The organism is Actinoallomurus sp. NPDC050550 (assembly GCF_040655075.1).
Taxonomy (GTDB): Bacteria; Actinomycetota; Actinomycetes; order Streptosporangiales; family Streptosporangiaceae; genus Actinoallomurus.
On sequence record NZ_JBFAJC010000012.1, the window covers coordinates 217908 to 232893 of the forward strand.

Consider the following 14986-nt stretch of genomic DNA (forward strand, 5'->3'; position numbering starts at 1 on the left):
TGGCAAGGTCACCGGCACTGACCGCGAGCTGGAGCCGGACAACGGCTACGGCTACTGGCAGCTGCCGTGGTCCGACTGGCAGAAGGGCAGCGTCCTCCACTGACAGCGGGCCGGATCCCGGTGCGCGGGCCGACCGGCTGGTCGCCCAGAACCGAGGGGTGACCTGCGGCTCCGGCCCGCGTCTGACGCGCGACGGACACGGGCCTGGCAGGATGGGCCCGTGCTGGACGTCGTGGGATGGGTTCACGTGTCGGAGGGGCGGCTGCTGGCCGTACGCGCGCGGGCGCGTGACCGGCTCTACCTGCCCGGCGGCAAGCGCGAGCCGGGAGAGGACGACTGGACGGCGCTGTCCCGCGAGGTGCGCGAGGAGCTCGGGGTCCGGCTCGACCGGAGCACGTTCCGGGCGATCGGCGTCGTCGAGGCGCCGGCGCACGACCAGCCGCCGGGCACCCGGGTGCGGATGGCCTGCTACACCGCCGGCTACGAGGGAGAGCTGTCGGCGACCGGTGAGGTCGACGAGTGGCTCTTCGTCGACCCCGCGGACCACCACCTGCTCGCCCCCGCGGTACGGGCCGCGCTGGAGCTGAGACGGTGAAGGTCAGCGTGGTCGTGCCGGTGTTCAACACCGGCGAACACCTGACCAAGTGCGTCGAGTCCGTCCTCGGCCAGACGCTCGACGACTATGAGGTGATCTTCGCCGACGACGGGTCGGACGACGGCACCGAGAAGCTCCTCGACGCACTGGCCGCCGAGCACGACCGCGTCCGGGTCGTCCACCTGCCGCCCAGCGGCGGCCCCGGCGGGCCGCGCAACACCGGGATCGACGAGGCCCACGGCGATTACGTCTACTTCCTCGACGATGACGACTGGCTCGGTCCCGAAGCACTCGAGCGCATGCACGCCATGGCGGTGCGCAACGACGCCGACATCGTGATCGGCAAGATGGTGGGGCACGGCCGTGCGGTGCCCCGAGCCATGTTCCGGAAGTCCCGCGACCGCGCCGACGTGCTGAAGGACGCGCTGTACGGCATCCTCACGCCGCACAAGCTGTTCCGCCGATCCTTCCTCGACGAGCACCGGATCCGATTCCCCGAAGGGCCGGTGCGGCTGGAGGACCACCGCTTCGTCCTCACGGCGTACTTCCGGGCCCGCACCATCTCGGTGCTCGCCGACTACCCGTGCTGCCACTGGGTGCGGCGCCCCGATAGCTACTCCCGAAGCCGGCCGGACCCCGCGCACTACTACGGCGCGCTGCGGGAGGTCCTCGACATCGTCGACGAGCACGTCGAGCCCGGTCCCGACCGGGAGCGCTACTACGTGCACTGGTACCGCGGGAAGATCCTCAAACGGCTGGGGGAGAAGAGCTTCCTGGAGGCCCCGCCGGAGTACCGCCGCGCCGTGTACGACGAGGCCCGCCGGGTGGTGGTCGAGCGGTTCGGCGAGAGCGTCGACCGGCGGCTGCCGTTCCGGATGCGCGTGCGTGCCGCGCTTCTGCGCGCCGACGCGTACGACGACCTGTTCCGGCTGGTCGAGGCCGAGCGCGACGTGGCGATCGAGACGGCGCTGGACGGGATGCGCTGGGACGACGCCCGGCTCGTCCTGCGGTTCACCGCGCGTCTCGTCGACGCGGACGGCACGCCCTTCGTCGTCCGGGACGGCCGATGGGAGCCGCCCGTGCCGCTGCCGATCTCCGGCGGCCTGCTCGACGCGACCGGTGAGCGCCGCCGGCTCGACCTGTACATCCGGCGCCGGGAGGACGCGGCCGACCATCTCCTTCCGGTGACGGTCATCTCGTCCGAGGTGTTCGCCATGTCCGGCGAGGCCGTGCTCGACCCCGCCGCCGATCCGGCGCTGACGCCCGGCGTCTGGGACTTCGTCGCCCGGATGGACACCGGCGGCTGGATCTGCGAGCGCCGGCTGGAGGGCGGCGAGAGGATCACGCGCCGGGGCCGCCTGATGCCGTACCGCACCGAGAACGGGAGACTCAGCGTCCGCGTCCTCGCCTCCGAGGACGAACGGGCCTGGGCGGAGGGACCGCTGCTGCGGCGGGCGCTCAAGAAGATCCCCGGCGCCCGCCGCGCCGTACGCCGACTGCGCGCGTGATCTGCCGCGATTCCGACGCTCCGCGTACACGGCACGGCGCGCTGTTGTATCGTCTCCGGGCCGGAGGTGATCATGACGAGATCGGTGCATTTGTTCGGAGTGGCCGGGGCGATGGCCGCCCTGCTGCTGAGCGGTGCCTGCAGTGGCGGCAAGTCCAAGACCGCCGCGGCCGAATCGGGGAAGGTCAGCACGACGCAGGTCGTCGTGCTGAAGACGTACGACGCCGCGTCGGGTGCCCTGCAGTACCAGGGCACCAAGAAGGTCCAGGAGCCCGATGACGCCATCGAGCCGACCGGGCCCGTGCAGAACGCCACCGTCGCCAAGGACGCCACCGTGCTCAGCGCGGTGAACATCTGCTCCGGCGAGGACGCGACCGTGGACGAGAAGACCGGCATCGGGACGAAGTCCTGCACGCTGCAGCAGCTCGAGGCCGCCGTCAAGGGCGGCGACCAGGTCGACGCCTACCTGACCATGAAGGGCCGCACCGTCACCAAGGTCGCCGAGGTCTACCACCCCTGAGCGGACGCCCGCCGCCGCTCGACCGGCAGCGGGCGTCACCGAGCTCGTGAGGTCGTCCGGTCAGACGGTGACGGGCTGCAGCTTCAGGCCGAGAGAGGCGAACTGCTCGGCCGGGTGGTGGTAGCCCCGCTCGATGTGGTGCACGCCGCGCAGTGTCGACGGGCCGTCCGCCACCGACGCGGCCAGGACGGCCGAGAACCCGGCCCGTACGTCGGGCATGGTGACGTCGGCGCCGGTCAGCTTCGAGACGCCGCGGACCACCGCCGAGTGCACCGAGTTGCTGTCGTGGAAGCGGCAGGCCGGACCGCCGAGGCACGCGCTGAACACCTCGATCTCGCAGCCCATCTTCTTCAGCGCCGGGACGTACACCAGGCGGTTCTCGAACACCGTCTCGTGCAGCACCGACATGCCCTCGGCTTGGGTGAACAGCACCATGAGCGGCTGCTGCCAGTCGGTCATATAGCCCGGGTGCGTGTCGGTGTGCACGGCGGCCGGGCGCAGCCCGTCCGGCGCCGACGCGGTGATCCACTCGTCCGTGATCTCGAAGCGGGCGCCCATCCGGGCCAGCGTCGTGATCGCGGTGACGAGGCGGTCCTGCGTGCAGCCGTGCACACGGACCTCGCCGCGGGTGATGAGCCCGGCGACGAGGTAGGAGAAGGCCTCGAGGCGGTCCCCGGAGAGCCGCGTCGACGCGCCCTTCAGCCGGTCGACGCCCTCGATGACGATGCGGCGGTCGGGGCTGAGCTCGATGTGCGCGCCCATCCGCTGCAGGAACAGCGCGAGCTCGACCACCTCGGGCTCCATGGCGGCGCCGCGCAGCACCGTCTTGCCCTCGGCGAGCACCGCGGTCATCAGCACCGTCTCGGTGGCGCCGACGCTGGGGTAGGGCAGGTCGATGCGGGCGCCGTACAGACGGCTCGCGCGGGCGGAGATGCCGGTGTCGCCGACCTCCACCTCCGCACCCATGGCACGCAGCGCGTCGACGTGGAAGTCGACGGGGCGACGGCCGATGGGGTCACCGCCCACGAGGGGGACGAACGCCTCGCCGGCGAGGTGGAGCAGCGGGCCGACCATGAGGATCGGAATGCGGTTCAGCCCGGTGAACGCCCTGGGGACGCGGGGCTCGGTCACCGCCCCCGGGGAGACCGTGATGTCGGGCCCGTTGCGTTCGACCGTGTGCCCCAGGGCCTCCAGCATCGCGCCGGTGATCTCCACGTCGCCCACCTCGGGGGCGTTGCGGATCGTGCTCTCGCCCTGGCCGAGCATGGCCGCGACCATATGCTTCGTGACACCGTTCTTCGAGCCGCGCACGTGGATGTCACCACGGAGCGGACCGGACGGTTCTACCTTCCATACCTCTTCAGCCACGCGGACCACTGTACGGGTGGAACGCGCCACCATCGACGGCGCACGCCGTGGCCCGGCGAGGTGACCCATCCGCCGGAGCTCGAGGGACGCCCGCCCATCCGGCGCCGGACAGGCCCGCGACAGGTCACAGCCAGCCGCGGCGCACGGCCTGCGTGCCCGCCTGGAAACGGTTGTCCGCGCCCAGCAGGTCCAGCAGATTCTTCATGCGGCGGCGCATGGTCCGGGTGCTCAGCCCGAGCTGGCGGGCGATCGCGTCGTCCTTCATCCCGGCGAGCAGCAGGTCGAGGAGCCGGCGATCGTCCTCCGTCAGCGGCGACGTCCGCGTCGTCGCGGCGAGGGGCGCGGCAGCCGCCACAGATGAACTCGAACAGCTGGACCAGGGCGTCCAGCAGCGCGGACGGGTGGACGAGCGCGGCCTCGGTGGTCGCCTGCTCCAGCTGTACGGACACCAGGGCGGCGTCGGCGTCGGCGATGGCCAGCTTGACGGGGATGCCGCTCGCCACCCGCGCCTGCTCGCCCTGCGCGACGAGCGCGTGGATCTCCTCGAGCGCTCCGGGCTGTTCGAGCGCCTCCGGGGCGTACACGGCCCGCCAGCGCACGCCGCGCTGCAGCGCGCCCGGCTCGACCGGGTTGGTAGCGGCGAGAGCGTACGGCCGCCGGTCGAGCATGCGCATGTCCCGCCGGACCGTGTGCTGCAACCGCAGGAACCGGCGGGCCACCTCGTCCCGCCGGGTGACGAGCTCGACGGCGCCGCCCTGCCCGACGCGCTCGCGGCGGTACAGCACGGCCATCTCGGCCGCCGCCGTACGGAGCCGGGTCAGGTCCTGCTCGCGCTCGCGGATGAGGGCGTCGAGCGCGATGTCCGGCTCGGCCGCGGCGTAGCGCCGGGGGCGGCCGGACAGTCGGCTGACGAGGCCGCGGGCGCGTAGCCGGTCGAGCGCGCGAACCAGCCGGTCAGGCCCGCAGCGAGAGTGAGGCGGTCGGGTCTGCTTCGATGACGGTATGGATTTCAGCGTCGTCATTGGAAACTGGCCCGACCGCCCGCCGGAGGAGGCCCTGCACACCGCGGCGATCGCGGACCGGCTGCGGTTCCGGGAGCTGTGGATCGGCGAGACCGACACCTGGGACGCCTTCGCCCTGGCGTCGGCGATCGGCCTGGCCACCGACCAGATCGCGATGACGGTCGGCCCGCTCCCCGTCGCGGTCCGGGACCCGGTCATGATCGCGATGGGGGCCTCTTCGGTCGCCGCGCTCACCCGCAGGCGGATCGGGGTGGCGCTCGGTACGTCGAGCCCTCGCGTGGTCGAGCAGTGGCACGGCCGGTCGCGCGAGCGGTCCGCCACCGTCCTCGACGAGAGCGCCCAGGCGCTCCGCGGGCTGCTGGCGGGCGAGCGGGCCGACCTGGACGGCAAGGCCGTGCACACCCACGGCTTCCGGCTCAGGCTGGCGCCGCCCCAGGGGCCGCTCAGCGTGGCGGCCTTCGGCGACCGGGCCGTACGGACGGCCGCGGAGCACGCGGACCGGATGCTGATCGACATGGTCGCGCCGAGCGTCGCCGGCGACCTGCGGGCGAGACTGGACGCGGCGGCCGAGAAGGCCGGCCGCCCGGCACCCCGGCTGGTGGCGTGGCTGCCCGCCGCCATGGATCCGACGCCCGAGTCGTACGCGCAGCTGATGTGGAGCATCGTCCCCTATCTCGGGCTGCCCGGTTACGCCGAGGCGTTCGAGGGCGCGGGCCTGGGCGACGCGGTCGCCCTCGCGCGAGGGGGAGCCGAGCCGAAGGAACTGCTGACCGCGCTGCCGTTCGACGTCGCGGGCCGGGTCGGCCTGGTCGGCGGCGCCGACGAGGTGCGGTCGCGGCTGCGGGAGTACGCCGACGCGGGCGTGGACGAGGTGGCGGTGGCGCCCGCGACGGGCGGCGACCCCGGGGGCGAGCGCACGCTCACGGCGATCAGGGAGCTCATCGGGTAACCGCCGAACCGCCGGCTGGACGGCACGGGCCGCTGGGGATCGACGTAGATCGCGATGTCGGCGGCCTGGTGGCGGCCGTCGGGAGGGCCGACCCGGCATCGGCCGCAGTGTCGGCGTCAGGGGGCTCCGGCCGCCCAGGCCCGGCACCGGCCATTGTCGCGAGCCGCGTCCCGTGGGATATTCCGAAAAAAGCGTTGCCTACGGTGCGACGGTTGATTCATTCTATTCCCGATTTCGGGGAAGAAAGGAGGAGACGTGCTACACCCGATCGAGCCGGCGGACGAGACGCCGAGCGACGCGCCGGCCGCGCTCACGCCGCCGGAGCACCGCTCACGCGTGTCCACCCAGGTCCAGGCCTGCGGTGACCCGGTGGAGTACGGTCCGGCCGAACACCGGGGGCGCGATCGAATAGCGGACGGAGACCGCCGCCAGGGCGAATGACGCCCTGGCTCACCTTCGGCCGCCTCCGGATTCCGGGAGCGGCCTTTTTGTTCGATAGGGGATTTCGGTGAGCGTACTCGTTCTGAACGCGTCCTACGAGCCCCTCCAGAACGTTGACGTGCGGCACGCGGTCCGGATGCTCGTGCGTGGCGTCGCGGTGGTGGAGGAGGCCGTCGAAGGCCGGCGGATCGGGCACTTCCCGTTACCGCGGGTGCTGCGGCTGGTCCGCTACGTCGCCATGCGGTGGCGTCACGGGCACCGTCCGGCGTGGGGCAAACGGGGGCTCCGGCGCCGCGACCGCGGGCTGTGCGCCTACTGCGGTGGGCGGGGGAACACGGTCGACCACATCCTGCCGCAGTCCCGCGGCGGCGGGTCGACGTGGGAGAACACCGTCCTGGCGTGCGGTCTCTGCAACAACCGCAAACGGGACCGCACGCCCGACGAGGCGGGGATGCGGCTGCTGGTCGAGCCGCGTATCCCACACTGGAACGAACTGCTGCCGTGACCTCAGACGCGTTCGAGGACGACGACGGGGATCTCCCGTGACGTCTTCTTCTGATAGTCGTCGTAGGCGGGCCAGGTGGCGGCCATCCGCCGCCACAGGGCCGGCTTCTCCTCCGGGGTGGCCGTGCGGGCGCGCGCGGTGAACTTGTCACCGTGCACCTGCACGCCCACCTCGGGGTGGGCCTCCAGGTTGAGGTACCAGAGCGGTGGCTCGTCCGCACCGCCCTTCGACGCGACGACGAGGTAGTCGTCGCCGTTCTTCTGATAGATCAGCGGCGTGGTGCGTGGCTCGCCCGACTTACGGCCCGTGGTGGTCAGGAGCAGGGTCACGGTGCCCTGCCAGTCATGGCCCTCCGCGCCGTCGGTCTCGACGTAGCGCCGCACGTGTTCTTCTCCGAAGAGCATCCTTGGATCACACCCTCACTGTCGTGTGGCCTCTTCGAGCAGAACGGCTCGCCCGCGCGGATATTCCGGACCGGGGAGTATGGGACGCTGCGATGCGCGGCCTGGTGAGCCGGGCCATCAGTGAGGCGCTCCCGGCCGCGCCGTCGGGAGGGACGGCGACGCAGTGCCTCGCCGTCCCTCCCCGGCGCGCCGCGGCCGCGAAGCCGGATCGCAAGGGGATCACTGGAAGGACACCGGCCGTGCGACCGAGGGCAGAGTGAACCTAGCGCCAACGGAACCGACCGGAAAGGGCGTTCGACCTGACAGTAAATTGCAACCGGCGTCAGCGTCCTCCGGTGACCGATTGACCCCGGGGCGCGTCGCTCGGATCGATCAATGGCCGTCCTCTCTAGGGTGAGGCGTGGCGGACGCCTGCGTACCACCTTGGAGGCCCGACATGCGACAGGTCGCTCTCATCACCGGTGCGAGCCGGGGCATCGGCGCCGCCACGGCCCGGGAGTTCGGGAAGCGCGGCCATCACGTGATCGTCAATTACCGGAGCGACGAGGCGGCCGCCCAGCGGGTGGTGAAGGATGTCGAGGCGGCCGGTGGCACGGCGCACGCCGTCCAGGCCGATGTGTGCGACCCGGCCCAGGCGGCCCGATTGGTCGACGAGTGCGCGCGGCTCGACGTCCTCGTGTGCAACGCGAACATCCAGCCGCCCTTCGCCCCACTCAGCCGCATGTCGTGGGACGCGTTCTCGGGCAAGGTGACGGCCGAGCTCGCCGCCGTCTTCCACGTCACCAAGATGGCGCTCGACGTCATGCGGGGGCAGGACGGCGGCCGGATCGTGTACGTCTCCAGTGTCAGCGCCGACCACGTCCGGAGGGGCTCCATCGCGCATGCGACGGCGAAGGCGGCGCTCAACGTCTTCGCCCGTCATGTCGCCGCCGAAGCCCGTGACAGCGGGATCGCCGTCAACATCGTCGCACCCGGCGCGGTGCGTACGGACGCCACCAGGGACGTCCTGACACCCGAGGCCGCGGCGGCGCTGGGCGAAAGATCGGTCCTCGGACGCGTGCTCCTCCCCGAGGACGTCGCCAAGGTCATCGCATCGGTCACCGACGGGGCGTTCCAGGCCGTCGCCGCCGCGCACATCGTGGTGGACGGCGGAGCCCAGGTGCTGCCGGGAAGGCCGTAGGGTCTCAACCGTTCTCGACGTCGGCGATCGGGGATTAACGGTTGCCGTCGAGGGCGACCACGGCGCTGATGGCGAGCAGGGCCGAGCCGGCGAGGCCGTCGAGGAGGCGACGGGCGCGGCCACCGTGCAGCACCCGCGAGATCGGTCCGATCGCGAGGGAGAAGGTCCGCCACCACACCACCGCGACGCAGAGGAAGATGGCCGCGAGGACGACGGTCGTGCGCAGGCGCGGCTCGTCGTGCGCCACGAACTGCGGCAGCAGGGTGAGGAACAGCAGCGCGATCTTCGGGTTGAGCAGGTTGGTGATCAGTCCCTGCCGGAACACCGCCGCGCTGGTGTGTGACGCGACCCTCGTGTCGACCGCCGGCGCGGTCGGGCCCTCCCCGTCGCCGCGCGTCACGGCCGTGGCCACCGGGATCGACGGTGTCCCGGATCCGGCGTCGGCGTCCTCCTCGCCGTCGACGGACATGAGGGCCGAGATGAGCATGCGGATGCCCAGGTACGCGAGATACGCCGCGCCGGCCAGCTTCACCACCGTGTACGCGGTCGCGGACGCCGCGAGGATCGCCGACAGCCCGAGCACCGCGGCCGTGGCGTGGATCGAGATGCCCAGGCAGCAGCCGAGGCCGGTCAGCCAGGCCGCGCGACTGCCGGCGCTCAGGCCGTTGCGAACGACCAGGAGCATGTCCGGGCCGGGAGTCACGGTGAGGAGCGCGACGACCCCCAGGAAGGGGAACAACAGTTCGGGCACCGGTTCATCGTAGGTGGTCGGGTCATGCTCAGTTCGGCACTTTCCCGGTCTTCGTGGTGAAGGTGACGAACGCCGCATGACCCGGTCACCGGAGAGCGTCAGCGCTTGGAACGGTGCACGACCTGGATCTCGGTGAAGCCGGTGAGGCCCCAGGTGCCGTTCTCGACCCCGATGCCGCTCCACTTGAACCCGCCGAACGGCTGGTGCGGCGCGAGCGCGAGGTGGGTGTTCACCCACGCGGTGCCGCACTCCAGGCGCTCGGCGACCTCGGCTGCGCGGTCGGCGTCGGTCCCCCAGACGGAGCCGGACAGGCCGAAGTTCGTGGCGTTCGCGCGGGCCACCGCGTCGTCGACGTCGGTGTAGCGGAGCACCGGGAGCGCGGGTCCGAACTGCTCCTCGTCGACGATCCGGACGCCCTCGGCGACGTCCGTCAGGATCGTCGGCGCGAAGAAGTAGCCGGGGCCGTCGATCGGGCCGCCGCCGGCGGCCGCCTTCGCCCCCTTGGCGAGCGCGTCGGCGACCAGCGCGCTGACCCGCTCGTACTGCGGCCGGTTGTTGATCGGGCCGTACTGCACGCCCTCCTCAAGGCCGTTGCCGACCTTGACCGAACGCGCCTTGGCGGCGAGCGCCTCGACGACGTCGTCGTACAGCCGGTCCGGGACGTACACCCGCTTGATGGCCGAGCAGACCTGGCCGTTGTTGGCGAAGGCCTGGTCGAAGACCTTCGCGGCCACCGTCGCGGGGTCGGCGTCGTCGAGCACGATGGCCGGGTCGTTGCCGCCGAGTTCGAGGGTGGTCCGCTTGAGATCGGGGGCCGCCGCGGCGGCGACCTTCTTGCCCGTCTCGATCGACCCGGTGAAGCTGATCTTGCGCGGTACGGGGTGGGAGGTTATCCACGCGCCGAGGTCGTCGCCGCCGCTGACGACGTTCAGCACGCCCGGCGGCAGGACGTCGCGGAGCAGTTCGCCGACCTTGAGCGTGGCCAGCGGCGTGTACGGGGACGGCTTGAGGACGAGCGTGTTCCCGGCCAGAAGCGCCGGGGCGATCTTCCAGGCGGCGAGGACGAGGGGGAAGTTCCAGGGGGTGATCGCCGCGACGACGCCGAGCGGGCGGCGTACGACCTCCACCTTTGCCCGGTCGTCGTCCTGGATGACCTCGCGCGGGATCTCCAGGTCGGCGAAGTACTGGAGCCAGACGGCGGCGCCCATGAGCTCGATCCGGGCGTCCTGGAGAGGTTTGCCCTGCTCGGCCGTCAGGGTTTCGGCCAGGTCGCCGCCGGCCGCCGCCATCAGGACGTCGGCCGCGGCCTTCAGCGCCGTGCGCCGGGCGGCCTCATCGGACCGCCACGCCGGATACGCCGACGCCGCCGCGTCGAACGCCGCGTCGAGCTGGGCCCGCGAGCAGTCCGGCGCGGCGGCGTGCGGCGATCCGGTCGCCGGATCGATCACGTCGAACGTGGCCGTGGTCTCCACGGCCGCGCCGCCGATGGTCATCGTGAAGTCGGGCACGGTACCTCCTGGGGACGTCAAACCGAATAGCGTTCAGTCTGGCCCCAGGAGGTCCGTCTTGGCCAGAACCTACTTGCGCCCGACGACCTCGACGCGGAACGACGTCGTCGGTCCCGGAATGCTCAGCGAACCCGCCGTCGCCCGCGACCAGGCGGCCAGCCGCACGGCGCCCGGCCGTCCCTGCGCGACCAGCGGCACGAGGATGGCGGCGCTCCGTCCCGGCGCCAGCGACCCGAGGTCGCACCCCAGGTACTCGCCGTGACGCGCGCAGCCCTGTCCCTCACGGACGCCCCACCCTTCCGGTATCGCGGCCACCAGCATCACGTGGTCCAGCGGCCGGTTGCCGGTGTTGGTGAGGGTCCAGCGCACGGTCTCCAGCTGACCCGGCGAGACCTCCCAATGCTCGGCCTGACCCGTCATGTGCATCGCGTACGACGGGCGGTCCGGCTGCGGCTGCTGCTGCGGCGGCTGCGGGTCGCCCGGCCGGCTGTGGAAGGGGCTCTGGGGCCGGGCGGGCTGCGCGTGCACCGGCCGGACGTGGATGACATGCTGCGCGCCGGGCCGGCCGGCCTGCTGGTCCTCGGCCTGGACGTGGACGATGTTCCGCACGTCCGGCTTGCCGGTCTGCGCGTCCACCGGCGGCGAGTGCACGGCGTTCTGCGCGGTCGACCGGATCGGCTGCGCTTCGGCCGGTCGCGAGTGCACGGCGTTCTGCGCGGTCGACCGGATCGGCGGTTCGCCCGGCCGTACGTCGGCGGTGTTCTGGGCCGGTAGCGGCCGCGGATCCCCCGGCCGGGCGTGCGACGCGGCCTGGGCCTGCGGCGCGAGGCAGAGCAGGCCGGTTCCGAAGAGTGCGGTGATCGCGAAAGAGCGCATGACGTCCCCCCTGATGGTGATGGCGTCAGACGCTAGCCGTGCGCTCCGGGGCCCACCTCGTGGCCGCGCGCGACTTGGGCCAGTCATGGCGCGGTCACGATGGTCGGTTGACACGGGCGGTGGAGACCGGCCGCGATAGGTGGACGGCGGCGGACCGGCCGCGACGCCTGTCCCGTAAGAGGATCGCGATGGACCGGTCGCGGTGCGTGTCGGGTCGGCGGACCGCGGTGGAGACGCCGGGGACGGCGGCGCGGCGCACCCGGTGGCCACGAGAGGTCAGAGAAGCGTCAACCGGCGCGTGGAGGATGTTCCTTCGCGCTCCGGGTCGTCAGAATCCGCTCATGCGATCACGACTACTCGTCACCGCGGTCGGCGCCGCCGCCGTGGCCGCCCTCGGCGGCCCGGCCGCCGCCGGCAGCACGCCCCCGCCCTCCGCCGACGCCGCACGTCCCGCCGCGCAGGCCTCCGCGCGGCCCGCTGGGGCGGCGACCGCCTCGGCCGTGGCCGCCCGGCCGAGGCTCACCGATCCGCACCCGTGCAAGGACCAGCCCGGATTCACGTGCTCCACCCTCCGGGTGCCGCTCGACCACCGTGGCAGGGTGCCCGGCACGTTCGACCTCCAGGTCGCCACCGCCGACAACGCCACGGCGCCGAAGGGCGTCCTCCTGTTCCTCACCGGCGGCCCCGGCCAGCCCGGCGTGCCGTTCATCACCCGGATCGCCACGCAGCGCCTGCCGGAGCTCGCCAAGGACTACCGGTTCGTGATGCTGGACCAGCGGGGCACGGGGGAGTTCGGCGCGATCAACTGCCCGCAGCTCCAGGCCCAGGTCGGCAGCTCCGACATCGCCGCGCCCACGCCCGCCGCGATCAAGGAGTGCTCCGACATCCTCGGCGACCGGCGCGGCCTCTACAGCACCGAGCAGACCGTCGCGGACTATGAGGCGCTCCGGCGGGCGCTCGGTGTCGACAAGATGGTCGTCGACGGCGTCTCGTACGGGTCGTTCACCGCCGCCCGCTACGCCGCCGTCCACCCGTCGCACGTCGGCAAGGTCGTCCTCGACTCGGTGCTGCCGCACGTCGACCCGCAGGCCGACGACGGTCTGTACTTCGTCGGTCTGCACGCGCAGGCGCGCGTGCTGCGCGACGCCTGCGCGACCGCGCCCGCCTGCCCGTCGGACCCGGCCGAGGACCTGGCGTGGGTGGTCCGGCACCGCCCGGCCGCGGACAGCGTGAAGATCTTCGACGCCATCGTGTCGTACGAGTTCCTGGATCCGACGTACCGCGACCCGAACCCACCGGGCCTGCCCGCCGGCCACGGCGACCTGGTCGGCGCGCTGCGGGCGGCCCGGCAGGGCGACCCGGCGCGGCTCAACACGATCATCACCGACATGGCGCCCGGCGGGGACCCGGTGGCCTCGTACAGTTCAGGGCTGCACATCGACACGTTCTGCTCCGACAGCGTCTTCCCGTGGGGCCGGTCCGACGCGCCCCTGGCCATCCGGCAGACCGCGCTCGACCGGTTCCTGCGGCACACCGACCCGCGCAGCGTCTGGCCGTACACGCGGGCGACCTCGGCGGGGAGCGGCTTCACTCAGGAGTGCCTGCGCTGGCGGTCGCGTCCGGCCGCGGAGCCGCCGGCCCGGCTGCCCGACGTGCCCGTACTGCTGGTGAACGGCGACCACGACCTGTCCACCCCGCTGGAGTGGGCGTACGAGGAGGCGACGCACGCGCCGAACGGCAGGGTCGTCGTCGTCAAGGGCGCCTCGCACTCGATCCAGAACCGTGAGCGCGGGCACGCCGGACGGGACGCGGTGATCGCGTTCCTCGGTGGCTGACCGTCCGCGACGTCGTGAGGGGCCGGATCGTTCATTCGACCGGTCCCTGCGGCATCCCTCGGGGAGGATGGTGGACTCGGGACGCCGGACGCGTTCGGCGGACGGCAGTGCCCCCGGCCGCTTCGGCCGAGAGAGGTCGTGACGCCCGGAAAAGGTTAGTGAAAGGTTTATGAAGCTTAGGGCAAGGTTGATGAAGCAGATCCTGTCGTGAACAACGCCCGAAATCGGGATGAAGCAGGAGCCGATGCTGTGATGTGCGACTTAACCTCGGCCTGCTCACTTGAACGGGTTCTTCGGGGGACTACATGGGACTAATGGGCTGGCCGCTTCTCGTCGTGGCCGTCCTTCTCGCCATCGGGGGGCCGGTGGCCTGTCTGTACCTGTGGAACCGCGTGAAGGGACGCCTCGCCGTCGTCGTCCGGCTCTTCATGATCGTCATGTGCCAGACGTTCGCACTGCTCGTCGGTGGCGTCAGCGTCAACCACTATTTCGAGTTCTACGCCTCCTGGAGCGACCTGTTCGGCGGGGGCCAGGGCGGGGACACGCCGATCGAGGCGCTCGGCCCCGGCGCGATCGGCAGCGGCGCGGTGCGTTTCCAGCGCACTCCCAAGCTCGATCCGGACGTCTACATGGCGACGGTGAACGGCGAACGCTCCCGGATCCGCTCCCGCATCCTGGTCTGGGTGCCGCCGGGCTACAACTCGCCCGCGAACGCCCACCAGACCTACCCCGTGGTGGAGCTGCTGCCGGGTTATCCCGGCACCCCCTCGACCTGGTTCCACGCCGTCCACGGCGCGAGCGTCCTCAAGCAGGAGGTGGCGGCGGGACACGCCCATCCGTTCATCCTCGTCGCACCGGTGACGACGGTCATCCACGGCCGCGACACCGAGTGCGTCGACTTCCCCAAGGGGCCGCGCGTCGAGACCTGGCTCACCGACGACGTTCGCCAGGCGGTCACGAAGGCGTTCCGCGCCCAGCCGGACCGCAGCGCCTGGGGTCTCATGGGGTTCTCCACGGGCGGCTACTGCGCGGCGAAGATGGCGGTCCGCCGGCCCGACCTGTTCGGCGCGGCCGTCACCATGCAGGGGGACGCCGTTCCACAGACGCCGGAGGTCCAGCACGACCACGCCCTGAACGCGCAGAACTCCGTGCTCGACCTGCTCCGCACGCGCCGCCCGCCGATCAGCCTCCTGCTGGCGGGCACCCGGCAGGACCGCCACTCCGACGAGGCGATCGACCAGATCATGCCGCTCATCCGCCCGCCGACGACGGCCTTCCTGTACGTCCTGCCCAAGGGCGGCCACAACGCCTCGGTCTGGAACTCGATGCTGCCGAAGGCGTACGCCTGGCTGAGCAGCCGGCTGTCCGCGCCGCGCCCGTCCTGATCGACCGCGCGTTCACCCTGACCGCTCTCCGTCCCGGTGAATGACGAAGCGGCGGGCGCCCGAGGCGCCCCCCCCCCGACCGTCCCCGGGGTAAGATGGGGTCGAGACGCCGCCGGTTTAAACCCTATGCCCCCCCGGTG

The 14986-nt window shown here is 72.0% G+C and carries 16 protein-coding genes; 10 read left to right on the plus strand and 6 right to left on the minus strand.

Translation table 11 applies throughout. The features are described 5' to 3' along the window. Window positions 1-220: 220 nt before the first annotated feature. The 3 genes from AB0I04_RS19370 to AB0I04_RS19380 all read left to right on the plus strand — a co-directional run bounded on the left by AB0I04_RS19370 (window position 221) and on the right by AB0I04_RS19380 (window position 2622). Window positions 221-595 carry an NUDIX domain-containing protein gene (locus tag AB0I04_RS19370; protein WP_360886137.1) on the plus strand — a complete coding sequence of 125 codons (375 nt, stop codon included), beginning with the start codon at window positions 221-223 and terminating at the stop codon, window positions 593-595. Then, window positions 592-2103 carry a glycosyltransferase family 2 protein gene (locus AB0I04_RS19375; protein WP_360886139.1) on the plus strand — a complete coding sequence of 504 codons (1512 nt, stop codon included), beginning with the start codon at window positions 592-594 and terminating at the stop codon, window positions 2101-2103. The genes AB0I04_RS19370 and AB0I04_RS19375 overlap by 4 nt, the downstream gene beginning before the upstream one ends. 72 nt (window positions 2104-2175) lie before the next feature. Next, a complete protein-coding gene (locus AB0I04_RS19380; RefSeq protein WP_360886140.1) occupies window positions 2176-2622 on the plus strand; it encodes a hypothetical protein in 447 nt (148 codons plus the stop codon). Window positions 2623-2682: 60 nt separating this feature from the next. On the opposite strand, the gene murA is transcribed toward AB0I04_RS19380, so the two are convergent. After that, window positions 2683-3990 (minus strand): UDP-N-acetylglucosamine 1-carboxyvinyltransferase, encoded by a 1308-nt coding sequence (murA, locus tag AB0I04_RS19385; protein ID WP_360886142.1) that lies wholly within the window; start codon window positions 3988-3990, stop codon window positions 2683-2685. A 124-nt stretch (window positions 3991-4114) separates the two neighbouring features. Next, window positions 4115-4345 carry a LuxR C-terminal-related transcriptional regulator gene (locus AB0I04_RS19390; RefSeq protein ID WP_360886144.1) on the minus strand — a complete coding sequence of 77 codons (231 nt, stop codon included), beginning with the start codon at window positions 4343-4345 and terminating at the stop codon, window positions 4115-4117. A gap of 46 nt (window positions 4346-4391) precedes the next feature. Here AB0I04_RS19390 and AB0I04_RS19395 point away from each other — a divergent pair, with 46 nt between their 5' ends. The 4 genes from AB0I04_RS19395 (at window position 4392) to AB0I04_RS19410 (ending at window position 6907) form a co-directional block, all read left to right on the plus strand. Continuing rightward, window positions 4392-4919, plus strand: coding sequence for a hypothetical protein (locus tag AB0I04_RS19395; protein WP_360886146.1), 528 nt, complete (start codon window positions 4392-4394; stop codon window positions 4917-4919). A 73-nt stretch (window positions 4920-4992) separates the two neighbouring features. Beyond that, window positions 4993-5961, plus strand: a complete 969-nt coding sequence (locus AB0I04_RS19400) for an LLM class F420-dependent oxidoreductase (RefSeq protein ID WP_360886148.1) — start codon at window positions 4993-4995, stop codon at window positions 5959-5961. Between the two features lie 255 nt (window positions 5962-6216). Then, window positions 6217-6402 carry a hypothetical protein gene (locus tag AB0I04_RS19405; RefSeq protein WP_360886150.1) on the plus strand — a complete coding sequence of 62 codons (186 nt, stop codon included), beginning with the start codon at window positions 6217-6219 and terminating at the stop codon, window positions 6400-6402. A 67-nt stretch (window positions 6403-6469) separates the two neighbouring features. Next, window positions 6470-6907 (plus strand): HNH endonuclease, encoded by a 438-nt coding sequence (locus tag AB0I04_RS19410; RefSeq protein WP_360886152.1) that lies wholly within the window; start codon window positions 6470-6472, stop codon window positions 6905-6907. A 2-nt stretch (window positions 6908-6909) separates the two neighbouring features. Here AB0I04_RS19410 and AB0I04_RS19415 read toward each other — a convergent pair whose 3' ends face one another. Then, complete coding sequence (locus AB0I04_RS19415; protein ID WP_360886153.1) at window positions 6910-7311, minus strand: nitroreductase family deazaflavin-dependent oxidoreductase; 402 nt, start codon at window positions 7309-7311, stop codon at window positions 6910-6912. 436 nt (window positions 7312-7747) lie between these two features. Between AB0I04_RS19415 and AB0I04_RS19420 the strand changes: the two genes are divergently transcribed. Continuing rightward, complete coding sequence (locus tag AB0I04_RS19420) at window positions 7748-8491, plus strand: SDR family NAD(P)-dependent oxidoreductase (RefSeq protein WP_360886155.1); 744 nt, start codon at window positions 7748-7750, stop codon at window positions 8489-8491. Window positions 8492-8525: 34 nt separating this feature from the next. On the opposite strand, the gene AB0I04_RS19425 is transcribed toward AB0I04_RS19420, so the two are convergent. The 3 genes from AB0I04_RS19425 to AB0I04_RS19435 form a co-directional block, all read right to left on the minus strand. Beyond that, entirely contained in the window at window positions 8526-9242 is a 717-nt protein-coding gene (locus AB0I04_RS19425; protein ID WP_360886157.1) for a LysE family translocator, read from the minus strand. A gap of 98 nt (window positions 9243-9340) precedes the next feature. After that, window positions 9341-10750 (minus strand): aldehyde dehydrogenase family protein, encoded by a 1410-nt coding sequence (locus AB0I04_RS19430; RefSeq protein WP_360886158.1) that lies wholly within the window; start codon window positions 10748-10750, stop codon window positions 9341-9343. Window positions 10751-10819: 69 nt separating this feature from the next. Beyond that, window positions 10820-11626: a hypothetical protein gene (locus AB0I04_RS19435; protein WP_360886160.1), complete on the minus strand. Its 807-nt coding sequence runs from the start codon at window positions 11624-11626 to the stop codon at window positions 10820-10822. 341 nt (window positions 11627-11967) lie between these two features. Here AB0I04_RS19435 and AB0I04_RS19440 point away from each other — a divergent pair, with 341 nt between their 5' ends. Together AB0I04_RS19440 and AB0I04_RS19445 are read left to right on the plus strand one after the other, a co-directional pair. Continuing rightward, a complete protein-coding gene (locus tag AB0I04_RS19440) occupies window positions 11968-13461 on the plus strand; it encodes an alpha/beta fold hydrolase (protein WP_360886162.1) in 1494 nt (497 codons plus the stop codon). 314 nt (window positions 13462-13775) lie between these two features. Continuing rightward, complete coding sequence (locus tag AB0I04_RS19445; RefSeq protein ID WP_360886164.1) at window positions 13776-14846, plus strand: alpha/beta hydrolase-fold protein; 1071 nt, start codon at window positions 13776-13778, stop codon at window positions 14844-14846. Window positions 14847-14986: the final 140 nt, after the last annotated feature.